The organism is Octadecabacter antarcticus 307, from assembly GCF_000155675.2.
In the GTDB taxonomy this organism is placed as follows: Bacteria; Pseudomonadota; Alphaproteobacteria; order Rhodobacterales; family Rhodobacteraceae; genus Octadecabacter; species Octadecabacter antarcticus.
On sequence record NC_020911.1, the window covers coordinates 3593766 to 3617328 of the forward strand.

14 protein-coding genes, 12 pseudogenes and 2 other annotated features are annotated in these 23563 nt (G+C 53.4%); of the genes and pseudogenes, 15 read left to right on the top strand and 11 right to left on the bottom strand.

The window, feature by feature from the left end:
• The first annotated feature begins 1 nt into the window (after position 1).
• The 5 genes from iolG to OAN307_RS18360 all read left to right on the top strand — a co-directional run bounded on the left by iolG (position 2) and on the right by OAN307_RS18360 (position 5260).
• Entirely contained in the window at positions 2-1006 is a 1005-nt protein-coding gene (gene iolG, locus OAN307_RS18340; RefSeq protein WP_015501065.1) for an inositol 2-dehydrogenase, read from the top strand.
• Complete coding sequence (locus OAN307_RS18345; protein WP_015501066.1) at positions 1003-1884, top strand: SDR family oxidoreductase; 882 nt, start codon at positions 1003-1005, stop codon at positions 1882-1884. Before iolG ends, OAN307_RS18345 begins: the two co-directional genes overlap by 4 nt.
• 186 nt (positions 1885-2070) lie before the next feature.
• The gene (locus tag OAN307_RS18350) at positions 2071-3165 is read left to right on the top strand and encodes a substrate-binding domain-containing protein (RefSeq protein WP_015501067.1); all 1095 of its coding nucleotides are present in this window, start codon (positions 2071-2073) and stop codon (positions 3163-3165) included.
• 70 nt (positions 3166-3235) lie between these two features.
• Entirely contained in the window at positions 3236-4015 is a 780-nt protein-coding gene (locus OAN307_RS18355; protein ID WP_015501068.1) for an ATP-binding cassette domain-containing protein, read from the top strand.
• 36 nt (positions 4016-4051) lie between these two features.
• On the top strand, positions 4052-5260 hold the full coding sequence (locus tag OAN307_RS18360) for a sugar ABC transporter permease (RefSeq protein WP_015501069.1): 1209 nt from the start codon (positions 4052-4054) through the stop codon (positions 5258-5260).
• Positions 5261-5354: 94 nt separating this feature from the next.
• Here OAN307_RS18360 and OAN307_RS18365 read toward each other — a convergent pair.
• Positions 5355-6326: pseudogene (locus OAN307_RS18365) on the bottom strand (IS5 family transposase).
• Positions 6327-6393: 67 nt separating this feature from the next.
• Here OAN307_RS18365 and OAN307_RS26945 point away from each other — a divergent pair.
• Positions 6394-7432 (top strand): annotated as a pseudogene (locus OAN307_RS26945) (transposase); the annotation flags it as partial.
• Positions 7433-7480: 48 nt separating this feature from the next.
• Here the strand turns inward: OAN307_RS26945 and OAN307_RS18385 are convergent.
• Both OAN307_RS18385 and OAN307_RS18395 read right to left on the bottom strand, forming a co-directional pair.
• Positions 7481-8768: pseudogene (locus OAN307_RS18385) on the bottom strand (IS3 family transposase).
• Positions 8356-8472 (bottom strand) — a sequence feature (AL1L pseudoknot). (Overlaps the previous pseudogene by 117 nt.)
• A 119-nt stretch (positions 8769-8887) precedes the next feature.
• On the bottom strand, positions 8888-9214 hold the full coding sequence (locus OAN307_RS18395; protein ID WP_015501071.1) for an H-NS histone family protein: 327 nt from the start codon (positions 9212-9214) through the stop codon (positions 8888-8890).
• Positions 9215-9645: 431 nt separating this feature from the next.
• Between OAN307_RS18395 and OAN307_RS18400 the strand changes: the two are divergent.
• From OAN307_RS18400 to OAN307_RS18410, 3 genes and pseudogenes are all read left to right on the top strand, one after another.
• A pseudogene (locus OAN307_RS18400) lies at positions 9646-10228 on the top strand (ATP-binding protein); the annotation flags it as partial.
• Between the two features lie 61 nt (positions 10229-10289).
• Positions 10290-10616 (top strand): annotated as a pseudogene (locus OAN307_RS18405) (sensor histidine kinase); the annotation flags it as partial.
• Positions 10613-10987 (top strand): response regulator, encoded by a 375-nt coding sequence (locus tag OAN307_RS18410; RefSeq protein WP_015501074.1) that lies wholly within the window; start codon positions 10613-10615, stop codon positions 10985-10987. The pseudogene OAN307_RS18405 and the gene OAN307_RS18410, both read left to right, overlap by 4 nt.
• A gap of 33 nt (positions 10988-11020) precedes the next feature.
• On the opposite strand, the gene OAN307_RS18415 is transcribed toward OAN307_RS18410, so the two are convergent.
• Both OAN307_RS18415 and OAN307_RS18420 read right to left on the bottom strand, forming a co-directional pair.
• Positions 11021-11359 (bottom strand): Hpt domain-containing protein, encoded by a 339-nt coding sequence (locus OAN307_RS18415; protein WP_015501075.1) that lies wholly within the window; start codon positions 11357-11359, stop codon positions 11021-11023.
• Positions 11356-12336: a response regulator gene (locus tag OAN307_RS18420; protein ID WP_015501076.1), complete on the bottom strand. Its 981-nt coding sequence runs from the start codon at positions 12334-12336 to the stop codon at positions 11356-11358. The genes OAN307_RS18415 and OAN307_RS18420 overlap by 4 nt, the downstream gene beginning before the upstream one ends.
• Positions 12337-12541: 205 nt before the next feature.
• On the opposite strand from OAN307_RS18420, the pseudogene OAN307_RS31420 reads away from it, so the two are divergent.
• Positions 12542-12893 (top strand): annotated as a pseudogene (locus OAN307_RS31420) (DDE-type integrase/transposase/recombinase); the annotation flags it as partial.
• Positions 12894-13129: 236 nt separating this feature from the next.
• Positions 13130-14018 (top strand): annotated as a pseudogene (locus tag OAN307_RS30315) (transposase); the annotation flags it as partial.
• Positions 14019-14220: 202 nt separating this feature from the next.
• Here the strand turns inward: OAN307_RS30315 and OAN307_RS18435 are convergent.
• Positions 14221-15547 (bottom strand): annotated as a pseudogene (locus tag OAN307_RS18435) (IS110 family RNA-guided transposase).
• A gap of 135 nt (positions 15548-15682) precedes the next feature.
• On the opposite strand from OAN307_RS18435, the pseudogene OAN307_RS18440 reads away from it, so the two are divergent.
• A pseudogene (locus OAN307_RS18440) lies at positions 15683-16012 on the top strand (integrase core domain-containing protein); the annotation flags it as partial.
• Between the two features lie 310 nt (positions 16013-16322).
• On the opposite strand, the gene OAN307_RS28375 reads toward OAN307_RS18440, so the two are convergent.
• A complete protein-coding gene (locus OAN307_RS28375; protein WP_044043998.1) occupies positions 16323-16568 on the bottom strand; it encodes a hypothetical protein in 246 nt (81 codons plus the stop codon).
• Between the two features lie 512 nt (positions 16569-17080).
• Here OAN307_RS28375 and OAN307_RS18450 point away from each other — a divergent pair.
• From OAN307_RS18450 to OAN307_RS18460, 3 genes are all read left to right on the top strand, one after another.
• Positions 17081-17851 carry a class I SAM-dependent methyltransferase gene (locus OAN307_RS18450; RefSeq protein ID WP_015501080.1) on the top strand — a complete coding sequence of 257 codons (771 nt, stop codon included), beginning with the start codon at positions 17081-17083 and terminating at the stop codon, positions 17849-17851.
• Positions 17852-17876: 25 nt separating this feature from the next.
• Complete coding sequence (locus OAN307_RS18455) at positions 17877-18566, top strand: N-acyl amino acid synthase FeeM domain-containing protein (protein ID WP_015501081.1); 690 nt, start codon at positions 17877-17879, stop codon at positions 18564-18566.
• Between the two features lie 169 nt (positions 18567-18735).
• Positions 18736-20169, top strand: coding sequence for a sensor histidine kinase (locus OAN307_RS18460; protein ID WP_015501082.1), 1434 nt, complete (start codon positions 18736-18738; stop codon positions 20167-20169).
• Positions 20170-20182: 13 nt separating this feature from the next.
• On the opposite strand, the pseudogene OAN307_RS31690 reads toward OAN307_RS18460, so the two are convergent.
• From OAN307_RS31690 to OAN307_RS18470, 4 genes and pseudogenes are all read right to left on the bottom strand, one after another.
• Positions 20183-20409, bottom strand: a pseudogene (locus OAN307_RS31690) (hypothetical protein); the annotation flags it as partial.
• Positions 20410-20771: 362 nt separating this feature from the next.
• A complete protein-coding gene (locus OAN307_RS29135; protein ID WP_187292492.1) occupies positions 20772-20918 on the bottom strand; it encodes a hypothetical protein in 147 nt (48 codons plus the stop codon).
• 193 nt (positions 20919-21111) lie between these two features.
• Positions 21112-21916 (bottom strand): annotated as a pseudogene (locus tag OAN307_RS26970) (hypothetical protein); the annotation flags it as partial.
• Positions 21917-22014: 98 nt separating this feature from the next.
• Positions 22015-23302, bottom strand: a pseudogene (locus OAN307_RS18470) (IS3 family transposase).
• Positions 22890-23006, bottom strand: a sequence feature (AL1L pseudoknot). It overlaps the preceding pseudogene by 117 nt.
• Positions 23303-23563 lie beyond the last annotated feature (261 nt).

Below are 23563 nucleotides of genomic sequence, written 5' to 3' on the forward strand. Positions count from 1 at the left end.
AATGATGCGCTTTGGAATCATTGGAACGGGGAGAATCGGTGACATGCATGCGCGCCTGATAGCGCTGCAACCGGATGCCGTCGTAACGTGGTGTTTCGATGTCTTCGAAGACAGCGCCCGACGAACCGCTGAGGCGGTAGGAGCGCGGGCAACCACAGATGTCGACGCGCTGTTGGCCGCTGATGACGTTGACGCGGTACTGATCGCATCTCCTACCGATACACATGTGGAAATGATTCTGCGGTCCGCCGAAGCCGGAAAATCTATCCTTTGCGAAAAGCCGATCGACGTTGATATTGAAATGGTTGAAAAGTGCCGCGAGAAACTTTTGACATTTGATGTCCCGCTGCAGCTCGGGTTCAATCGCCGTTTCGACCCCAGCCATGCCGGTGTCCGAAATGCTGTTGCAAACGGCGAGGTCGGTGCACTTGAACTTTTGGTCATCACAAGCAGGGATCCCGGCCCCCCGCCCCCGCGTGCTATCCTTGAAGCCTGTGGTGGGCTGTTCCGTGACACCACCATCCACGACATGGACATGGCGCGGTTTGTCTTGGGAGAGGACCCCGTCGAAGTATTTACAATGGCTGCTAACAGGGTCGATCCGGTCTTTGCTGAACTGGGTGATGTCGACACAGCAATGATCGTCATGCGTGCCGATTCCGGCGCGCTCTGCCATATCAACAATTCCCGCCGCACGAATTATGGCTATGATCAGAGGGTCGAGGCATTTGGCGCAGAAGGCATGGTTCGTTCGAACAACCACCGCCCATCTGAGGTGTCACGATATGGCGCAGGCGGGACCGCGAAGCGCGACGAATTGCTTCACTTCTTCATTGAACGCTACCGTGCCGCCTACGAGGCCGAAATCCGTGATTTCATTGATCAGGTCACAGCTGGCAAGCCACCTAGCGTGACTTTCGAGGATGGACGGCGCGCTCTGATCCTGTCCGAAGCAGCGCTGAAATCCTATCAGACAAACCAACCGGTAAAGGTGGACTACTCATGACCGATCATGACTATACCAGTCCCTATGGCACTGCGGCCTACCACGCAGCGTCGGACAAGGATGTGCTGCTAGAGCGCCAGTTTGAGGGGAAAGTGGCTATTGTCACCGGCTCGACTCAGGGTCTGGGGCTGACGGTCGTCGAGTTGATGTTGCGGCGCGGGCTGAAAGGGGCCCTTATTCTGGGCCGCAGACAGAAAGAAGGTCAGGCTGCGGCTTACGAACTAAGCACGGCGGATCAGCGTGTCATCTACCATCAGGCAGATCTGGCTAGTCTTGAAGATTGCCAATCGATCCATGATCGGGCCGTCGCCGAATTCGGCAGCTATGACATTCTGGTCAACTCCGCTGGGATTACCGATCGAGGTGGAATTCTCGATGGCGATGCCGCGCTTTGGGAACGCACATTTGCAATCAATGCGCGCGCACCGTTTTTTCTAATGCAGAGTGCTGCGAAACACTGGCGGGAATTGGGTAAGCAAGGGGCTGTTGTCAATGTCGCGACAGTCACTGCGCATGGCGGGGTTCCATTTCTGACAGTCTACGCTGCCTCCAAGGCGGCACTTGTAGCCACCACCAAGAACGCCGCGTTTTCGCTGATGCGCGATGGAATTCGAGTTAATGCGCTTGCTATTGGGTGGATGGATACCCCGGCAGAGGACGCAACACAGAAGGCATTTCACGATATGCCGGATGGTTGGCAGGCCGAGGTTGGCAAGAAGCTGCCGGCTGGACGCTTGTTGAACATGAATGAAGTGGCGCGCTGGATTGCGCATCTGGCAAGCGACGAATCCGGCATTATGACCGGTTCAATCCTCGATTTTGATCAGGGCGTCATCGGCTGTTACGAGGCTACTCCGCTGCCTGAAAAACGAGACTGAGCAAGTTTTTATCTCTCGAGAATGTTCTGATGAAGTAAGAAATGGCCCTGACGCATGAGGCAGACAAATGGTTCCAATTTGGACAGAATGGCGGAAGACCGATCACAGTTGAGGGCTTACTGTTTAGTTCAGCAGGTGCAGAGCGCCTAAGCGAATAGATCAAAATTACCAACGGGAGGAATACCAATGACACAGAAAACAAAAGTGAGACTAACTTTAGGCAGCGCGGCTGTTGCGCTCCTTGCATCGGGATTTGCGGCCGGACCTGTAGCGGCTGAGGACGGGGCCAAAGTGTTTTTCTTGCTGCCCAACAGTACAACCATTCGATTTGAGCGCCGGGACGCGCCGCTCTTTGTTGCTGCGATGGCCGAGCGCATGCCAGATGCCGAAGTGATTGTTCAAAACGGCGAAGGTGATCCAACCCGCCAACAACGGCTCGTTGAAGATGCTCTGGTACAAGGCGCTGATTTGATTGTTTACACCTCGTCTGACGCGAACTTGGCCGCTGGCGCGCTTTTGGCCGCTCAAGAAGCTGGAGTGCCAGTACTGCTTTACGAACACGATTCTGTAGGCGGACAAGCTGAAGCGCATGTTCTTTTTAACGCGTTGGCCGTTGGTCAGGCACAGGGCGCACGCGCTGCCGAGCTTATCGAAGCGATGGATCAGGATGTCGTCCGAATAGCCCGAGTGAAAGGAAATCAAGGCGAATACGGCACTGCTCAATACGAGATCGGTCAGAACGAGTTCCTTCAACCATTGATTGATGCAGGCAAAGTTGAAGTCGTCTGCGAGGCGTTCACGCCGAATTGGGACCCTACCTTGGCTCAGACCTTTGCTGAGAACTGCTTGACCCGCACTGGTGGCGAAGTGGATATGTTCCTTGGCATGAACGACGGAACAACAGGCGGTTCGGTCGCAGCGCTGATCTCTCAAGGATATGGTCAGGATGAAATCGTGGTGACCGGTGGCCAAGACGCGACCATCGAAGCGGTCAAGTATATTGTGCAAGGTTGGCAGGACAACACTGTCTTCAAAGACTTGCGTGTTATGGCCGACGGTGCAGCCGACGTGGCTGTTGCGATCCTCAATGGTGACGAGCTACCCGCGCAGTGGATAAATGGCGAGGTCAACAATGGATTCATGGATGTGCCGGCTGCTTTCCTTCCAGTCAACAACGTGACGATCGACAACGTCTCGAATGTTGTGGAGGCTGGCCTCTACACTTGGGAACAGCTTTGTGAGGGCGCCGAAGATACTGACATCTGCAAAGAAAACCTGTAATTTCGGCTGAATGCTATGACAGGGCGGCGGAAATCGCCGCCCATCGATATTTTCAAGGGAGGAGAAAGCTGTGGTGGAAAACCCAATTAGAACACCCTTGATCTCGATGCGTAACATCAAGAAGTCGTTCGGATCTGTGCACGCACTTCAAGGCGCTTCGATCGATGTTCATGCTGGAGAAATTGTTGCTCTCGTGGGTGATAATGGTGCTGGCAAATCAACCTTGGTAAAAGTCATGGCTGGCGTTCATGGATGGGACGCTGGGGACTATGAGTTTGAAGGTAAGCCCGTCAATATCAAGAAGCCGTCTGACGCCAATGCGCTGGGAATTCAGACTGTCTACCAGGATCTTGCACTTTGTAATAATCTCGATGCCGTCCAAAATCTTTTTATGGGTCGAGAGTTGGCGGGGCCCAAAATATTTGGTCGCCGCATCCGACGCGCCGAATGTGAAGTACGTGCTCGGGAAGTCATGACGCGCATGCGGTTGGGAAACCTATCACTGTCTCGTCCCGTTGGCGCAATGTCAGGTGGACAGCGCCAGAATATTGCGATTGCCAGATCTATCCTGTGGACTCCCAAGGTTGTGATCCTCGATGAACCAACCGCAGCTCTCAGTCATTCTGCCTCTGCTCAAGTGTCGGGTCTCATCAGAACGCTGGCGGACGAAGGTCTTGGGGTCGTTGTTGTTAGCCATGACATCCATCATTTTGTTGTCGAGGCGACAGACCGCATCGAAGTAATGCGTTTGGGCTTAAATGTTGCCAGCTTCAAATCGCAAGACGTGACGGGCGAACAAGTTGTTAACGCCATGGTTGGTGGCAAAGAAGGTGTCAATCTAGCTGGTTGAACGCATGCGAACATTTAGAAAAAGGAGGCTCTCGCCATGCCAGAGACTTTTGCTACACCCCAGCCGGAAGTACAAAAAAAACGTACATTCGGGGAGTTGCTTTCAAGCGACCTGCGGGCTGTGCCCGTCGTCATTGGTCTTGTCGCGCTCTGGATCTTCTTTGCATCTCAAAGCGACGTGTTCCTGACGGCACGCAATCTGTCCAACCTATTGGTTCAAAGCACAGTTGTTGGCATCATGGCCCTCGGGTTGATGTTCGTGTTGCTGGTAAAAGAAATCGACTTGTCCGTTGCGGCAGTAAATGGCGTGACCGCGGTGCTGATGGCGAAGCTAATCGTTGAGTTTGGTTTTTCCCCATGGCTCTCCATTCCCGTAGCCATTATTGTCGGCGCTATCATCGGCAGCATGTCAGCTCGTTGGGTAACATTTGTTGGTGTTCCGTCGTTTGTTGTCACCTTGGGGCTTGGTTTAGCGTTGAACGGGGTCCAGTTGCTTTTGCTGCCGGATACCGCGCGCTTTGGCCTGATGGGGACTGGGGTCGAAATGATTGCGCAAGCCAAAATTGCTGGGTCTGCGGCCTGGCTCGTTCTGGCGATCGGATTGGTGGTGTTCTCTGCTCTGGTAGTTTCCGGAATGGCACGGCGTCAAAAGGCCGGGCTGAGCGTTCCAATTATGTCCGGGCTCATTTTCCCACTCGTCGGTGGCGCGGTCTTTGGCATTATTGTGGTGTGGGTTCTCAATTCTCATCAAGGAATCCCGCTCGTCACATTGGTTTTTGCGATCCTGCTTGGTGTTGGTGGATATGTTCTAAAAGAAACCACGTTCGGCCTTCATCTTTATGCCGTCGGCAATAACGACGAGGCCGCGCGTCGTGCCGGCATTAAGGTCGACAACATCAAAATGGGGGCGTTCGCTATTGCTGGAGGAGTTGCCGCACTGGCTGGTGTGATCGCTGCATCCAGGACTTTGGGCGTTGGGGTTTTTTCCGGTGGTGGAATTGGTGGTGGTACGCTGCTGCTGGAATCCATCGCTGCGGCCGTCATTGGGGGCGTCAGCCTGTTTGGTGGGCGCGGATCCATCCACGCGGCGCTGCTTGGCGCGCTCGTTATTGGGTCCGTGCAGAATGGATTGAATCTCATGGGGGTAGAAAACGAAATTCGTCTGATCGTCACGGGCCTCCTGCTCGTCTTGGCCGTTTCTATCGACAAACTGATCGAGAGATTTACAGGCCAGCAAAGCTTTTAGCGCCACTCCCAACAAAGAGGATTTTTTAATACTCAAGGTGGGCTTTGTTGCACAAATCGCCCTTATGGCGTGCTTCCCCTGACCCCTGACGGATTCAGCCTACAGTAACGGTGTTTGGGATGCCAAGGGCGGTGAAGCCGTTGAGTATCGCGGCACGGATTTGGACTTCCGCAACTTGCCGGTCAAAGTCTCGTGCGGCCAGGCGCTGCCCGAGTAGTTTCAAACAATGCATCTTTGTCTCAACACGACTCCTGCGGTGGTATCCGCTCAAGCGACGCCATTGAGCGCGGCCGAGATCCTTTGAGGACTGTACCGCTTCGTTTCGGGCTCTGGCCCCCAGCGTATCCGGCTTCCATAGCTTGGCATTCTTGCGTGGCGGGATGACAGCACGGGCATTGCGGGCCGCAATCGCATCATGGCATTTGCGGGTGTCATATGCCCCATCTGCTGTGACACTGCCAATCTTCTGATCTGGTGTGATCTGACCGAGAAGGTTGGGCAACATGGGTGGGTCTCCAATGCTGCTACTCGTCACTTCGACCGCGCGTATCTCCAACGTTTCTTCATCAATCCCTATATGTATCTTGCGCCACACCCGACGTTTCGGCCCGCCATGCTTGCGAGCGTTCCACTCACCTTCGCCCTCAACTTTGATGCCGGTACTGTCGATAAGGAGGTTTAGCGGGCCCTTTGAGCCCTGATACGGGATGGTAACCGATAGCCTTTTCTGACGCCGACATAACGTGCTGAAGTCTGGGACCTCCCAGTCAAGGTCGATCAATTTCAACAGGCTTTCCACAAAGCCCGTCGCCTGCCTCAAAGGCATTCCGAACAGCACTTTCAACGTGAGACAGGCTTGGATCGCCGCATCGCTATAGCGTGGCTGGCGGCCCCGTTTGCCCCCCTCTCATGGTTTGCAAACAAACCACTGCCGGGCAACGGTAGGCGCAGCTTTCCAAGTGACCTCTGGGTTAAACCAAATGGTCAGTGACCCGCGTCGCTTCAGGGCCTTGTTATACTCAGGCCAGTTCCTCGTGCGGTAAATCGGGGCGATAGGTTTACTCATGACGCCAGCTACCATGCTGGATTTACAACATGAATCCCTGATACGAGACTATTTGTGCAACAAAGCCATGCCGCTTCGCCAGACAACTGGTTTTGTCCAGAGCCTGTTGCAGCTGGCTGGTCTGGACTGGGTAGCACCGGATTTCAGCACCTTATGTCGCAGCCAGCAAACACTGAACGTGCGCCTGCCGTATCGCGGCTGCACGGGGCCACTGAACCTCCTCATCCCCTCTCATGGTTTGTAGGCAAACCACTGTCCCGTTCACTGTCCCGTTGCCGGCAACACATGCAAAGCATGTGTGAGAGGGGGCAGTGGACAGCACGGGGATCAAAAAGCCGAAGGTGAAGGCGAGTGGAATGCCCGCAAGCACTCCTCTCACACATGCAAGTATGTGTTGCCGAGCAAAGGGCGGCCCCAAACGCCGTATCTGGCGTAAGATACATATACCGTGCCCGGCAGGGCATTGCATTGCAATGTCCCGAGAGGGGCATCGACGAGGCAACGCTGGAGGTTCGGGCGGTCCATTGCCGACAGGCGATTGCAACGCAATCTGCCGAGAGGGAGGTCACCAGCAGCAACATCGGGGATGCTCCCGTATTGCCCGAACTCCTGAACCAAATCCCACCCGATCAGGCCATCGGCAGTGTCACCGCACCCTCCCATGCATGTAAACATGCATTGCCGGGAAATGGATGGAGCGTATGACACGCGCAAATGCCACGAGGCGATTGCCGCCCGAGATGCCCACGCGGTGATCCCACCGCGTAAGAATGCCAAACCCTGGAAACCGATGAGTGCTGGAGCAATTGCCCGCAACGATGCGGTCAATTCACAACGATATCTGGGTCGCACACTGTGGCGACGCTGGAGCGGATACCACCGCCGAAGCCGCGTCGAAACGAACCCTCTCACACATGCGAGCATGTGCTGCCGGGCAATGGATGCATTGTATGCATTGTATGCATTGTATGCATTGTATGAAACTACTTGGCCAATCTCTGATGGCGAGAGACTTCGAAAGGCAGGTCGCAGAAATCCAAATGCGCATCGCCGTGCTGAACCGCTACACTGCTCTAGGCATACCTGTCACAGAGCCAGTAGAATAAATCCGTCTGAACCGCCCCGGCTTTACCGGAGGGTGATTTATTCAATGACTAGGCGACCATATCGAGTTTGTTCAGGTTTGCATAGAACGCCTCCTCTGCTTCTGCGGGTGTGATGTATCCGATGGGGCCGAGCAGGCGGCGGTTGTTATACCAATCGACCCATTTCAGCGTTTCCCACTCAACCTCACGCATCGATTTCCATGGACCGATTTGGTTGATGACTTCGGTTTTGAAGAGGCCGATGACGCACTCGGCCAGCGCATTGTCGTAGGCATCACCGACGGTTCCGACCGAGAGATCGATTTCGGCCTCGGCCAGGCGCTCGGTATACTTGATCGACAGGTATTGTGATCCGCGGTCCGAGTGGTGGACCAAAGCCTTGTTATCTGGTGTTTTTCTTTGCCAGATTGCTTGCTCCAACGCGTCGAGCACGAATTGGGTCTTCATTGATGTCGATGTGCGCCAGCCTACGATCCGCCTTGCAAAGACATCAATCACGAACGCGACGTAGACTGTCCCTGACCATGTGGGCACGTAAGTGAAGTCTGAAACCCACAGCTTGTTTGGCCGATCCGCCTTGAACAGGCGGTTCACCTTGTCGTCCATTGCCTGGCAGGCGATTTGCAAAGCAAATCTGCCGAGAGGGGGGGGCATGGCAAAGACGTGTCCGGGTTCGTGGTAATGACCTTCTTGCCACGAACGACGCCTTTGATGCCCAAGGCGCGCATCAACCGCTCCACAGTGCAGCGGGCAACATCCTCACCCTCCCGTCGCAGAACATGCCAAATCTTTCGGGCCCCGTAGAGTTTGCAGTTGTCCGCCCAAGCCCCGTCGATCTTGACGCTCAGAGCGGCATCAGACTTGGCACGAGCTGACGCCCGCTCAGGATCACGCGCGATGGCGCGCCGGTCATAATAAGTGGAAGGGGCAAACTGCAGCGCCCTGCAGATTGGCTCGACCCCAAGTGTCTCTCGGCTTTCCGCAATGAAATCCATCATTTGCGAAACGGGCGGTCGAGCTCCGCCTGTGCAAAATACGCCGACGCCTTACGCAAAATCTCATTGGCTTGACGCAGTTCGCGGTTCTCACGCTCAAGTTCCTTGATCCGCGCCTTCTCAGCGCTGGTAGGCTCTGGCCGTTCGCCGCCATCGCGCTGGACCTGACGGGCCCAAACGCGAAGGCTGTCCGGTGAACAACCCAATTTACCCGCGATCGCCGTCAGCGCCGCAGCTTCGCTCTGATATTCATCGCGGTGTTCCATAAGCAGCCGAACCGCACGCTCGCGGAACTCAGGTGAATACGGCTTCGAGGTCTTCTTCTTTTGTGTCTGTTCCATAACGGGCAATTCTCCGAGAGTTTTGCCCTCCGGTAAAGCCGGGCCGGTTCAGTCTGGGGAAAGGGGAAGCACACCCCTCATTGGATTTGTGCAACAAAGCCTAACAAAGGAAACACCTCTTAGATCAAATACTCTGACAAGTCATGACCAGTCTCAAGCAGTTTAAGAAGCCAAAGAGGCCTGCGGCCTCGTCCACTCCAGGTTTGCTCAGGGTCACCTGGATTACGATATAAAGGCGGGTAGCTCATTTTGCCGCCCTTATTGAGCGTTGGGGCACCCATAATTTCATCAAGGCCAAGGCCGTATTCAGCGGCAACAGATTCCAGCTTCGCACGCGCTTCTTGGCGAAGCTGCGTCTCTCGAGTGGCGACAGCCAGCGCCGCCTCTTTTTGAAGCTGCTTGAGTTTGGACAAGCTCAATTCGCGTAAATTCATAATATCTTCCATCAATTAAGCTTTCATTTTACCACTGAAAAATTTTTGTTTAGTAAAAAGAATGAATTCAAAAATCAATATTCCTTGGTTAGAGATTGATACGATATGTGAACGCCACCCTCTCAAAAAATTTATATGTTGGAAAAATCAAAAGACAAACGAAGCAGGCGGGTATATCGTATAGCCTTTCGGATATGTCACACTGCGGCCTTTGTCGCAAAAAACCGTAAAGCTGATTGGGGGATGCCATACTCAGGGACCCGTTCTACGAAGCGGCCCACCTCATCTGGGTTTTGCTTCGGCCGCGAAAGCCCTGTATGGATGGCTCCTGCATAGCAAGACATATTTGATCAGATTTGTGCATTTGTCAGAAGCAGTCATGTGTTCCCGCTGCCCGGCAGTTGATTGCAAGGCAATCAATGAGAGGGGCCTGTTTGCGCGTCCGGTTCCCGGCCTACAAGGACCTCTCAGGCTTCGACTTTGCAGCCAGCGAGATCAATGAGGCCACCATGCGCCAGTTGCACAAATGCGAGTTCATGGATGGGGCACAGAACATCGTGCTGATTGGGGGTCCTGGCACAGGCAAAACTCTTGCAGCCACAGCCCTCAGCGTTCAGGCTGTCGAGCATTACAGTCGAAAGGTGCGCTTCTTCTCGACCATTGAACTGGTCAATGCGCTTGAATTGGAAAAAGCAAAAGGCAAAGCGGGACATCTTGCTGAAAGCTTGATCTCGTGATCCTTGACGAGCTCGGCTATCTGCCGTTCAGCGCGTCGGGCGGGGCGATACTCTTCCATCTGCTGAGCAAATTCTATGAGCGAACCAGCGTGGTCATTACCACAAACCTCAGCTTCAGCGAATTGGCCACGGTCTTCGCGATGCCAAGATGACCACTGCCTTGCTCGACCATCTTACGCACCGCTGCCACATATTGGAGACCGGAAATGACAGTTTCCACCTCAAGGCAAGCTCAGCTGAAATGGCTCGGAAAAAGAAGGAGGCCAGTAATGTCTTGACCCCGACATGAACCAAGAAACATAACTTAGAGGTGGCTCACTTCTCGATGGAAAACTTGGCTCACTTCTGCGTGTAAATTAACAGGTGGGCATATAACTGTCCAATTAAAACAGTACGGTAGGTTGAAACAGAACAGCATTATAGATAGTGGAGAAGGCATACCCGCAAGCGACAAGCAGGCGTCATTCGGCAGATTTCCTCAATTTAACATCGAGAACCGTGCAGCAACAGGAGGCACCGGTCTTGGTCTCAGCATTGTTAAGGCGATTGAAAAAAACCAAGGTGGAAAAATTAGTTTTGAAAGCCAAGAAGGGTTGGGTGTGACATTTCATGTCGATCTGCCCATTGTTGTTGATGGAGCTGTGGAGACAGCGAGCAAAAGCGGAAGTGACTTATGATTATTTTACATGTGGAAGATGACGAAGACATCCGCGACATAGCGAAGATGGCACTTGAGATGATGCGTGATTTTACCGTTATACAGCAGGATTGTGGTGAAGCAGCAATTGCGATTGCAGCAGAGACAAAGCCTGACCTTTTGCTGTTAGATGTCATGATGCCGGGTAAAACCGGCCCAGAAACCCTCATTGAGCTGAGGAAATTCGAACACCTGGCGAATACTCCAGCTATCTATATGACCGCAAGGGTTCAGCCGAGCGAGATATATCAGCTCAAGAGAACTGGAGCTTTAGGTGTAATAGAAAAGCCTTTTGACCCAGTGACCTTGGGCCAGGACATTAAGGATCTGTTGGACGAGCAATCCAAATAGTCTTTAATTAAACTGTGCGAAATACGTTGGCCGTTAAGCTGCAGGATTTGTTGCTTCCATCGAACATTCCAGAAACGCAATAATTTCTAAATAGACATCTCTATATTGGGTCGCTTCATTTGCGCGCAGCGAAATAAGTTTGGTTTCTGTGTCTTTCGCACAATCACCAAGATCGCTGAAGCCCAATATGCCCGCAGACCCTGAAATTTTATGCAACGTTGCTTCGATGAGAACGAGGTACTGATCCGCCTGGTCATCAGATTGAATCGCTAGCTCAAGGTTATGTTGAATAGTGTCCCAACGTTCGGATAAAAGAAGGAGAAAACGATTTCGTATCGGCGCGAGACCGTTGTCCAAGTCAGGCTTGATCATGCGAATTGATCGCTAAGCCAGAAGCAATTTATATTTTTTTCAAGCTGGGTGGCGGCCTGCTCTGCGCTGACGTGCGCTTCACGTAAAGCTTCCAGAGCTGCGCCACCTTTGCGCCAAACCAAACGGTTCGGTTGTCCTGCACAAATGCGAACCTCCAACGCAGTGCCATCACTTGCTGAAAGCTCCATGGTACGGATATAAATATTCATTTGATCAACCAATCGTTCGACATCAATTGTGGCGGCGCCTTCGACAACACAAACAAAAGTGCCATTGCCAGCATACGAAACAAGTCTTTGTGTGGGTAAAAGGCAGTCGGCGATTGCTTCGCTCACGTCCGTAATGACGCAAGAGAAGTCATAGGACGAGAGGTTGAAGTACAAATCAGCGGCGTTACGAACCGTGAAGCCCAATATAACCGAACCGCAAAGCGACTTACGTGAGAGCTGTGTCACGTAATTTTCTATTGCGTGATTTTCGATGACGCCTTCGACGTCGAAAATTGTTAACGGCTGATGGAGATCAATGTGTTGTTGGTCTTGCCGAGCTCTCTCACCCGTTGATGCTGACGTGAGTCGGTTCACAGTTTCCGATTGGGCATCTGCGGCGATCTGTTCGACCAAACCTAAGCGACCTTTGAGACTGATAATATCGAAGGGCTTTGTGATGTAATCCGTTGCCCCAGCGCTGAACGCATTATCAATATAGGCTTTTTCGGACATTGCAGTCAGCATAAGGATCGGCGTGCGTTGATAGACACGGGTCTCCCGTAACGCTCTGCAAAATTCGATCCCATCGATGTCTGGCATCTGAATATCCACAAGGAAACAGTCGAAGCGGCGCTTTTCTCGTTGAAAAACCTTCAAAGCATCTGCGACGCTTTCTGCTGTGACAAGCTCGTAACCCTCTAGAGATTCCACATAATGCCGAAGTATCTCGAGGATGCTTGGATCGTCATCTACGGCTAATATTAACATCAAAATGCTCCAAAAAGCTCAGCTCTCCCACACTGATCCATTGAGGACAGACGGAGCTACGCTCTAACAACTCAACCAGAAATCAGGCGACAATATGGCCTTGGTTCGAATTTCTGCACAAAGTACTTTTTTGACGCTGATAAGCATCTAACGAAGCACTGTCAGAGGAAACTGACTTGAGGTGGGCAGGGCCGCAACTTAGCATAACCGTAAAGCAGCGTTGAAGTTCCTTAGGAAAACTATGAAACGCCGTGGCAAAGTTGAGGTGTCCGTCACCGACAATCAGCGTTCCTATGGCGCTGCGATGAAAGTCATTGGCAATGCCAATCGGCAGGAAGCCGTCCGCTGGCTCAATAATCGGGCAGAGAATTCTCACCAGCCATTTCGAAGGCGGGAACGGGCCATGCTGAGGTTCAGGCCAATGTGAACCCTGCAGAAATTCGACTCTGTCCACGCATCAGCGTCAAAACCATTTCGACCCGGAGCGCCACCTCTATTTACGTGACAACTTCAAGCCCAACCGTAACGCTGCTCTGGACGGCCTCCTGCTTCAGTGATCGCCAGAAGCAATTGATGAAGATGATGTCGAGATAGCGGCTCCGACCATCCATTGAGACTCTGATGTCCGAATTGGTCAACGTCGTGATACAACCAGCACCTGTGTATTGGCTGCTTTTGACTTCGCCCAACTACACTGCGGGACTAATCATTGCGATAACTTGCCTCACTCTGACCTGCGCCCCTAAAACTCCTTCAGATTTGTGTAGAGTCCGCCCAACAAAAGGACGGACAAATGAAGGCACGATTTACAGACGAACAGATCATAGCAATTATCAAAGAACAGGAATCTGGGGAGAAGACTGCTGATGTATGTCGGCGGCACGGGATCAGTTCAGCGACGTTCTATAAATACACATCGAAGTATGGAGGCATGGAGCCGTCTGACGCGAAGCGGTTGCGGGCCTTGGAAGACGAGAACGGGAAGCTAAAGAAGCTGCTAGCGGAACAGATGCTCCCTTCTCGGGACATTGCTGCGCAATACCCTGTCAGGCGAGGGACAATGCAATGTTGCGAGACATCAATTCAAAAAAATGGTGACGCCCGTTGGGAAGCTTAAAGCTGTGGTTCACTTGATGGAAACTCATCAGGTTAGCCAGCGACCATTGCCCGGCAGGCGATTGCAAAGCAATCTGCCGAGAGGGGGCGTGCGATGTCTTGCAAGTTGATCGATCAACGGTGCGGTATCCGTCTCGCCGTGGCGATGACGCTGAGTTGCGTGATGCCATCAAGCGGGTTTCGAGGGAGCGGCGACGGTTTGGTTGCCGTCGTGTTCATGTGATGATCGCGCGCGAAGGCTTTGCGGTGAACCACAAAAAGGTGAGACGCATTTACACTGAAGAGAAGCTCCAAGTGCGTCGTAGGGGCGGTAGAAAGCGCGCTTTGGGCACGCGGAAGCCGATGGTGCTGCCTGTGATGGTCCTAACCAGAGATGGTCATTAGATTTTGTGTCTGACGCGCTGACTGACGGTCGCCGGTTTCGTATTCTGACGGTTGTCGATGACTTCAGCCGCGAGAACCTGGTACTTGTCGCGGACACATCATTGTCTGGTCAGCGCGTTGCCCGAGAACTGGACCGCGTAATCGCTGAGCGCGGCATGCCAAAGACGATTGTGTCGGATAACGTCCTATGCGCGGAATGATTAGCTGAATTGGCGTCAGGTTATTGTCGCATCGAGGCGTCTCGACACGTTAGAAGCATTGCTCAGTTTGGCATTTTGGTCAACGAACTGTCTCTCCCATAACAAACACAGAGTACGCTTTTGCGGCTCTCACCGTCCTTAAGACGAGATCTTTGGGTCGTTGAGCAGAAGGCCTAAACATTATCTACGAGGTCAGTTGTCTGCCTCCACGGCCCTTACAGAGAAAGGTCCTACTGCTGTCGATCACCCCTCAAAGAAGGGGCGATATGGTTCGCCGTGCTTGATGATCCCATGAACGGTTCGGGCCATCTTCGCTGCGATTGCGGTGTACGCCTTTCGGCGCAAATGGGTGTTGTGACGGTCTTTGGCGATGTAGCGCTCGAACTTGTCGCGGAAGCTGTTGGTGCGCTGCAGAATAGCAACCTGTCCAGCCATCCAAAGCGTTCGACGAAGCCGAGCATTGCCATATTTTGACAGTTTGGTTTGCCCTCTGAATGTACCTGATTGCATAGTCGCAAGGTCCATTCCACAGAACTTCAAAAACTGCCGGTGATGACGAAAGCGCCGTACATCCCCAGCTTCTGCCAAAATTGTCAAAGCATTGATGGGACCGATTCCAGGTATCGATGTCAGTAGCTTATAATCTGGTAGGTCCTTGAGAAGCGCGACGGCGCGATCTTCAATTTGATTGCGTTGCGCGATAAGACTGCGGCCTTCCCCGAGAACCAAGCGGAACATGCTTATCGCGTCGGAATCTGCGGCAACCGGCAGTCCGACTGATACTTTGGCAGTCTCGTAGATATCTGAAAGTAAACGCTCTTTTGCAACCTTGAGGCCCACCACATCCCAAGCGTCAGCGATGAATGCCTCCTTGCTCATGGCTGAGATCAAGTGTGGTGACGGATAACGTTCAAGGAAAGCAAAGAACCAGTCACTGCGAGAACTGCGAGAACTGCGATGGAAACGATCAGCTTCAGGAAAATACAGCGGCAGATAATGGGTTAAAACTCGGTGCCACAACTCGGTGCCACAACTCGGTGCCACAACTCGGTCTTCGACTTGGATACGATGTCATGCGTTTTGGAAAGCTCTTGGATGTCGTTAGTGCCACGCACGAGGGGGGCATGATAAAACTGCTCGTTCCCGATCTCCATCATGTGAAGAATGACCTGGGCATCCTTAGGGTCGTTTTTGTCCCAACTGTTGTGCAAGGCCTCTCGCGTTCTGGCCAGGGCCACAGATGACACCAACTTCAACTCAAAACCTGCTGCGGCAAGATGATAAGCCAAGGCACGGTGATAATTACCCGTTGCTTCAAAAGCTACACGGACAGGGCGGCCGTAGCAGGCAAGCGATGTGATTAGACGATTGAAGTCGTCTAGCTGGTTCAGAACAGTCAAACGACGGCGGCGCTTCTTGTCCGCAATAGCAATGAGACCTTCGTCGCGGGCCTTCGAGATATCGATGGCCACCAAAACGGGCGCAGTTTGTGTAATAATGATATCGGTCATAGTTGGTCTCCTTTGCGGTGTGGTTTGTACAAAACCACCGTAGGGACCTGAGGCACGGCTATGACCACCTGCTGCGTTATTTGGGGCTGCGCAGGCAGTCATAGCCTTAAATTAGCGATATTCCGAAGGTGTTACGGCACAGAGTTCACCAGCATGGCGATCCTCAAATGGGTTCAAAATACGGGTATCGATTGGCATTATATCGCGTCCCGCCGCCCGGCAGTGGTTTGCTTGCAAACCATGAGAGGGGGCAAGCCCCAGCAGAACGGGTTCATCGAAAGCTTCAACGGTAAACTAAGAGATGAATGCCTCAATGAAACGCTGTTTGCTACATTGGGCGACGCCCGCAAAACGCTTGAAGAATGGCAGGACGACTACAACTGGCGCAGACCACATTCAGCTCTGGGGAACCTGACGCCAATGGAATTTTTAGAGAGAAGGATCATCGACAAGATGGCCGCTTAAGGTCAAAGATTTAGCACCAAGGACTCCGCGCAAAGCTGGAGGGAAATTGGGGCACAGGTCAAATCCTTTGCACCCAACAGTCGATTTTTGACATTTTTAGTGCGCACTCAACAGTTTTAGTTAGATTTCGATTTGTTAGGCCCAAAGTTACGCCAATAATTGCGTCGCTCGGTACGTTCAGCTTAACAAATGGCGACAAGATGTTGCAGATTTTTCAAAACTCTACGTTGCCAATGTCGCCTATTGAACATGCTAGGAGTAGTGGACCTTCCGCTCGCCACAGCAAGCATTGACTTGGCAGAATGCCATCTCAATTGGACCAAACCTTTGAAAAGCGATGAATTGGTAGTTTGTGCGTGCATGGAAAGCAGAACGGCAGCGCGCGCAGCAAACAACTGGGCGCGGGACTTTCGTGCCGTGGGTGTTTCAGCCCGGCGAGGCGTTCCAGTTCGATTGGAGCGAGGATTGCCGAAGGGGCTACGTTGTCGTTGTGATGCGTTGCGATACCGAGGAAATGCGCGACGAGATCCATCACTATCGGATCGTCATAAACCATTAATACTTTCATCACGACTCCATGTTTATTGCGATTCCACGCTTCACCTCTTTGTTGCCGAAAATTGGGGTCGTATTTTGGCGGATCCGTGAAACTTGCGCCCCGAATCCGACATTCATGCCTTTTCACCGTCACATTCCTTTTTTTGCGGCGCACTGCGAACTCTGTGGAGCGTGCTGGAATATCTCTCTCAGTCGATCCAGACAGCCCTCATCCGCTTCAGACGGATCAAAACTACCCGATCAGCACTACAATTTGAGGTTGTACTCTCATCTGAGGGGCACATATCGCAGCTACGCCAAGGCCAAATGAGCCAGATGTCTTGCTTTGACCTTATTCGGTGCAGATCACCGATGGGCGCTCAGACTGTTGCCGAAAAGAGAACAATCAGGACGGAATGGACGCACTGTGGGTAAAATCCTTTGCAATATCAGCTTCGTGGCCTAGTTATCCAAATGTGGAGTAAATGGTGAAGCAAGTCGTTCCCAATCGAACCTTGGAGTCTTTCCCCTATGCCATCACTCGCTCGCGTTAAGAGGTCAGTCCCTACGAATGTCGATAGGTCCGAAACAACTGGTCGGTCGGCGAGTACCGATTGGAGTGCCTATGCAACGGCCTATGATCTGCTGTCCGAGCACAACCCCGAATACCAAGCTCTACTGAGGGATTTCGAGGGTTTCCTCGCAACAATAAAGACACCGCAGTTGATCTATGACATCGGTGGCGGCACGGGGAACTACACCGAGATCGCCGCCCGTGCCTGCCCCGACAGCGAGATACGCTTCGTGGAACCCGACGCGGGCATGATACGGTCGGCGCGCTCAAAATTAGCAGCCCACGGAAATATCAAACATGACACCTTCGCACTTGAAGATATCGATGCCCCGGGCACGGCTGATCTTATCATCTGCGTCCACGCGCTTTACGCGATGCCCGCCCAGGAGCAGCGGCTCGGCGACTTGTATCGATTACTCCGTCCGGGTGGCTGGCTCTACCTCGTCGATCTCGGTCGTTACATGAACGTGGCCGACTGGCGTCGTTACCTATTCTCAAACCTGAAAAAAGAACACGGGCTGGTCGGCGCACTCCGAATCTTTTGGCAGGGTAGAGAAATCGCCAAGCAGAACAAAACCATCCTCAAGGCACAGAAGAAAGGCGTCTACTGGACGCACACCGAGGCAGAGATCGCATTGGCTGCCACCGCAGCCGGTTTCAAGATCCTCAGGCAAGAAGCCGTTTATCGTGGCTACAGCGACCTACTCGTATGTCAGGCAAAGCCGTAGTCGCGCAGGGGCACAAGGAGCGATCATGAACGAGCAAGTCATCGAGGCGTTGAAGCACGCCCGCTACACGATAATGACCGACGATAAGGACCTTGAGGAAGTGTATCGCCTGCGCTACAAGTGTTATCGCGCCGAACGGTCAATCGCCGAAAACGAGCGCGGCGTCATGGCCGACGCATTCGACGAGACCCCGAACTGCGTCCACGTCGGGGTTGAAATGGATGGAAAGATTATGGCGTCCGTGCGCCTGCATTTGATGTCCAAGCTCTCGCTCACATCACCGACGCTGGAGGTGTTTCCCGAGGTTCTGGAGCATCTCAAGCACAAAAAGACTGTGCTCGATACGACCCGCTTTGTGATCGACCCAGCGGCCCGAAAACAGCGTGTTCCACTGCATTTCTTGGTCCTGCGCATCCCGTTTCTTGCCACAATGTTCTACAACATCGACGTGGCCCTTGCTCCGGTGCGGGCCGAGCATACCGCGTTCTACCGACGCTACCTCGGCTATGAACTGGATATGGAACCACGCAGTTATCCTGGGTTGAGAAAACCCATCCAGCTTCTGACCGCGAAAGTTCGCGAACGGCGCGACGCCGTTCTAACACGCACACCGGTTTTTGGTCCGGTGGACGACATTCCATGTTCCAACATCGCATTTCCGGACCTTTTGGGGGTCTATATCGCTTCAAAGGATGGCCGTTCAGAGGCAGCCTGACAGACTCAAGTCGCACGCATTCACAATACTATGGAGCTCAGCCCACTTCCAACTCGGATTGCGGCGTGGACCTCAACAGGGAATAAAGGCGCGTACCGCCTCACGACTGGCCTAATTTCAACAAATTTCAGCTATAGCCTATAATCTCCGCACATTAGCAGAGGTAATCATGAAGGACTTAAATACATTTTGGGCGGCCCGAAACGACTGGTTCAGCTCCGACGGTCGCGAACAACGTATCAAGGACTACATAGTCCTTGCCAACCAGCTTGTCTGGAAGCGGCAGGCGAGCTTTTTAGCTGCAGCCATACTAGCGGCGTTCTACTTCGACCCTACCGCAATCTTCGCGTACTATGGGGTCGTAGCCCTTACCGAAATGCTCGATGTGCACCTCGGGCTCCAGGCCAAGGCCTGGGATGGCCAGGATCCAGTCGTGGGTCGGCAGATACTCAAGCGCATCGCCCTCAACACGGCCATAAGTGGGATGGCGATCGCCGCTTTCATCATCAACATAGCTTCTCAGCAGACAATGGTAGGGCATTTTACGCCACTCTTCTTCCTATTCTCTGGGTCCATCTTCGCGGCGATGTACAATAGCCAAATGATCGGCATCCTGATCTTGCGTCTCTCGATCTACGGACTCGCGTTTCTATACATCGCGTTTCTCGACGTGTTTCGTTATCTCCCACCGCTCAGTTCCAACATCTGGTTGGAGTTCTTCACGATCATCTTCGTGCTCTACTTCATTGGCGACATATCAGTGAAATTCTATGTCAACCAACAGGAGCGACTCGAACAGATGAAACTGATCCAGGAAGAAAACGAGCGAACTAAGGCTGCCTTGGAGGTAAAGTCGCAGTTCCTGTCCACGGTTAGCCACGAGTTGCGCACACCGCTGACTTCGATCATCGGATCGCTCGAACTTATCAAGGCCGACCCACGCGGCTTGCTGCCCGATAACCTCAAACCCATGATCGGAATCGCGGCCAGGAACGCGCAACGCCTCGCCGCCCTGATCGACGACCTACTCGACCTGCAAAAGATCGAAGCCGGCGAGATGGCATTCCATTTCAAACCCGTCGATGCAAACGACCTCGTGTACGAGGCAGTCGAATCCACCGCAGGTTATGCCAGCAAGCTTGGCATCCATGTCACGACCGCTCCCTGCGGGGAGGATTGCCAAATCGCAGGTGACCGCAACCGCCTAGTTCAGGTAATGAGCAACCTGCTGTCCAACGCCCTGAAGTTCTCCGACAAAGGCGGCGCGGTGAAGGTGCGCGTGGAAACCCTCAGCACCCGCATCCGTATTTCGGTCCATGACGAAGGAGTGGGCATTCCGAGAGGCGCCAAGGACTGCGTATTCGGCAAGTTCAGCCAGGTCGATTCCTCCGATGCTCGCAAGGTCGGCGGTACGGGCCTTGGCCTCAACATTACAAAACAGATCATCGGGCGTCATAACGGCACCGTCGATTATGTCAGCGAACTGGGCGTCGGTTCAACCTTTTATATAGAATTCGACCGTCTGACAGACGGCGGTGGCCCGAGCGCCGTCCTTGAACCGCTCGCGAACCCGCAGTTTCGAGTCACTGGGGAGGCTGTTTAAGTAGCAGCAGGTGCCCAACGCTTACTTCCAGTTCCTGCAGTTCTTCAGTCATCCGTGGCCGCCCATAGCTTTTAAGGCTTAAGCGGTGCTGTTCAAGGATATGAGCTAGGATCACCATATCATCCATTGCCCGGCAGGCGATTGCGAAGCAATCTGCCGAGAGGGCCGCTGGCGTTGGCTCATTGGCCGTATTCTCCAAGCGCGGAAGCCGCGAGAAGTTACCTGCATAACACAGCAGAGAAACTCAACAGGCCATTCTTCTTTCAAGGTGTTCTCTCTCATCGAAACTACGTTTCGGCTGCCGGGCAATGGATAAAGGCAAACCTCATCCGCTGCCCGGTAGTGGTTTGCTGGCAAACCATGAGAGGGGGCTTTGGCCTGCAAAGAAACCTCTCGGGATCATGCTGCGCATAACCCTGCCGGTCAGTGGATCACCGCCTTTTTTAGCACTTCCCTCTCCTCGCGCAGCAGACGGACTTCCTTGCGGAGGCGCGTGTTCTCCTTCTCCACGTCTTCATGCGGTCATCGCCATTGTCACTCGGACCAATGGCGTTCCAATAGCGATCATCAAGTCATGATGTTGATGCTGCTGGACCCACTTGTTAAGCGTCGAAAGTCCAAATCCGATGAAAGCTGGGGCCGCCCCTCTCGTCGATACTGCGTATCAACTGACGGGCAGTGGTTAAACCACTGGTAGTGGCGATCCGCACCGCATCACGGCGAAACTCATCTGTGTATCTCTTTGCCATTCGTTCTCTGCTTCATAGCAAACATTGCTCGAAAGAGACCGGAACTAAACCGTGGCAAGACTGGTCCTGTCACGTTTTATTGCCGCCCCAAGTGCTCGTTTAAGCCACCTTGCTTTCGAAAGCGACGGGGCTTTTCCAACCCAATGTTGAGTGGCATCCACTGCCCGGCAGGTGATTGCATGCAATCACTGAGAGGGGCATCTGCTGCAAAGTCACGGTCCAGTAAGTTCGGCGCGATATTGAACTTATGGTTACTGTCTGTTGTCGCCTTGTGTTTGCGTGTTCTAACCACAGATATGCCATTCTGGCGCATCCGTTGCTCGGCAGTCGATACGCAGTATCGATGAGAGGGGGCGGCCCACCCGACGATGACCGATATCCAGGCCAATCTCTTTCAGTTCCTCAGTCATGCGCGGCCTGCCATAGCTGCCAAGGCTCAGACGAGATTGTCCTTTGATGTGCGCCAGTGTGACCAGATCAGACCCCTGCCTTCGACTGGCAGGGCGGCTGCGGAATGCCCACAAACCACGAGGGCTGACGTCTAAAACGTCACATAGCCGATTGGTGGAGAAGCTTGCGCTGTGTTCTTCCCTCTCAGCGAATTTTCAATTCGCCTGCCGGGCAAGGAACGAACCTAAACCTCACGGCTTTTGGCTCGCGAAGAACTGCGTTGCCTTTTTTTAGGATTTCTCTCTCCTCCTTGAGAATGCACACTCTCATCGAAACTGCGTTTCGATTGCCGGGCGGTGGTGTCTCGCGCCGAAGCCGGTCGTTCTCTCGGGCGAGACCTAAATCCTCTTGCAACACCACGTCAGTGTCTCGGTCCGCCGTGATCCATTTGTTCAGCGTTGACATGCCCCCTCTCGGCAGATTGCGTTGCCATCGCCTGCCGGGCAATGGACGCCAAGATCATCCGCAACTTGCTTGCGTGTAAGTCCACAGGTCAGCGCAATCCGCACCGCATCCTTGCGAAACTCGTCCGTCCGTTTCAGTCCCATAGTTCAGCTCCTTTGTTGCAATAAATGCTATAAAAGGAGCGGCATCAAACCGCAAACTGAACCTCCCCGGCTTTACCGGAGTGTGATTCATTCAATGACTAGGCGACCATATCGAGTTTGTTCAGGTTTGCATAGAACGCCTCCTCTGCTTCTGCGGGTGTGATGTATCCGATGGGGCCGAGCAGGCGGCGGTTGTTATACCAATCGACCCATTTCAGCGTTTCCCACTCAACCTCACGCATCGATTTCCATGGACCGATTTGGTTGATGACTTCGGTTTTGAAGAGGCCGATGACGCACTCGGCCAGCGCATTGTCGTAGGCATCACCGACGGTTCCGACCGAGAGATCGATTTCGGCCTCGGCCAGGCGCTCGGTATACTTGATCGACAGGTATTGTGATCCGCGGTCCGAGTGGTGGACCAAAGCCTTGTTATCTGGTGTTTTTCTTTGCCAGATTGCTTGCTCCAACGCGTCGAGCACGAATTGGGTCTTCATTGATGTCGATGTGCGCCAGCCTACGATCCGCCTTGCAAAGACATCAATCACGAACGCGACGTAGACTGTCCCTGACCATGTGGGCACGTAAGTGAAGTCTGAAACCCACAGCTTGTTTGGCCGATCCGCCTTGAACAGGCGGTTCACCTTGTCGTCCATTGCCTGGCAGGCGATTTGCAAAGCAAATCTGCCGAGAGGGGGGGGCATGGCAAAGACGTGTCCGGGTTCGTGGTAATGACCTTCTTGCCACGAACGACGCCTTCGATGCCCAAGGCGCGCATCAACCGCTCCACAGTGCAGCGGGCAACATCCTCACCCTCCCGTCGCAGAACATGCCAAATCTTTCGGGCCCCGTAGAGTTTGCAGTTGTCCGCCCAGGCCCCGTCGATCTTGACGCTCAGAGCGGCATCAGACTTGGCACGAGCTGACGCCCGCTCAGGATCACGCGCGATGGCGCGCCGGTCATAATAAGTGGAAGGGGCAAACTGCAGCGCCCTGCAGATTGGCTCGACCCCAAGTGTCTCTCGGCTTTCCGCAATGAAATCCATCATTTGCGAAACGGGCGGTCGAGCTCCGCCTGTGCAAAATACGCCGACGCCTTACGCAAAATCTCATTGGCTTGACGCAGTTCGCGGTTCTCACGCTCAAGTTCCTTGATCCGCGCCTTCTCAGCGCTGGTAGGCTCTGGCCGTTCGCCGCCATCGCGCTGGACCTGACGGGCCCAAACGCGAAGGCTGTCCGGTGAACAACCCAATTTACCCGCGATCGCCGTCAGCGCCGCAGCTTCGCTCTGATATTCATCGCGGTGTTCCATAAGCAGCCGAACCGCACGCTCGCGGAACTCAGGTGAATACGGCTTCGAGGTCTTCTTCTTTTGTGTCTGTTCCATAACGGGCAATTCTCCGAGAGTTTTGCCCTCCGGTAAAGCCGGGCCGGTTCACAGGGCCAAAATCACTTCAAGCGTGGAGAACTTTGATCGCTTGGAGGGACGCCCGGACAGAGCCACGAGCAATGCTCAGTGACCTTATCAAACGGCCCAAAACCTCAAGGCGAGCGTATCCCAGACCCCACTGCCAACCCATGTTCAGCACAATGGTCATTGCCCTCAGGGTTCACAAAACTGAAGTTGCTGAACGCCAAGCACTCTAGC

What these genes read in the sequence shown, in the direction of transcription:
- iolG (WP_015501065.1), top strand. Translation starts at nt 2, where the DNA reads ATGATGCGCTTTGGAATCATTGGAACGGGGAGAATCGGTGACATGCAT.
- OAN307_RS18345 (WP_015501066.1), top strand. Translation starts at nt 1,003, where the DNA reads ATGACCGATCATGACTATACCAGTCCCTATGGCACTGCGGCCTACCAC.
- OAN307_RS18350 (WP_015501067.1), top strand. Translation starts at nt 2,071, where the DNA reads ATGACACAGAAAACAAAAGTGAGACTAACTTTAGGCAGCGCGGCTGTT.
- OAN307_RS18360 (WP_015501069.1), top strand. Translation starts at nt 4,052, where the DNA reads ATGCCAGAGACTTTTGCTACACCCCAGCCGGAAGTACAAAAAAAACGT.
- OAN307_RS18395 (WP_015501071.1), bottom strand. Translation starts at nt 9,214, where the DNA reads ATGGAAGATATTATGAATTTACGCGAATTGAGCTTGTCCAAACTCAAG.
- OAN307_RS18410 (WP_015501074.1), top strand. Translation starts at nt 10,613, where the DNA reads ATGATTATTTTACATGTGGAAGATGACGAAGACATCCGCGACATAGCG.
- OAN307_RS18415 (WP_015501075.1), bottom strand. Translation starts at nt 11,359, where the DNA reads ATGATCAAGCCTGACTTGGACAACGGTCTCGCGCCGATACGAAATCGT.
- OAN307_RS18420 (WP_015501076.1), bottom strand. Translation starts at nt 12,336, where the DNA reads ATGTTAATATTAGCCGTAGATGACGATCCAAGCATCCTCGAGATACTT.
- OAN307_RS28375 (WP_044043998.1), bottom strand. Translation starts at nt 16,568, where the DNA reads ATGGTTTATGACGATCCGATAGTGATGGATCTCGTCGCGCATTTCCTC.
- OAN307_RS18450 (WP_015501080.1), top strand. Translation starts at nt 17,081, where the DNA reads ATGCCATCACTCGCTCGCGTTAAGAGGTCAGTCCCTACGAATGTCGAT.
- OAN307_RS18455 (WP_015501081.1), top strand. Translation starts at nt 17,877, where the DNA reads ATGAACGAGCAAGTCATCGAGGCGTTGAAGCACGCCCGCTACACGATA.
- OAN307_RS18460 (WP_015501082.1), top strand. Translation starts at nt 18,736, where the DNA reads ATGAAGGACTTAAATACATTTTGGGCGGCCCGAAACGACTGGTTCAGC.
- OAN307_RS29135 (WP_187292492.1), bottom strand. Translation starts at nt 20,918, where the DNA reads ATGGCAAAGAGATACACAGATGAGTTTCGCCGTGATGCGGTGCGGATC.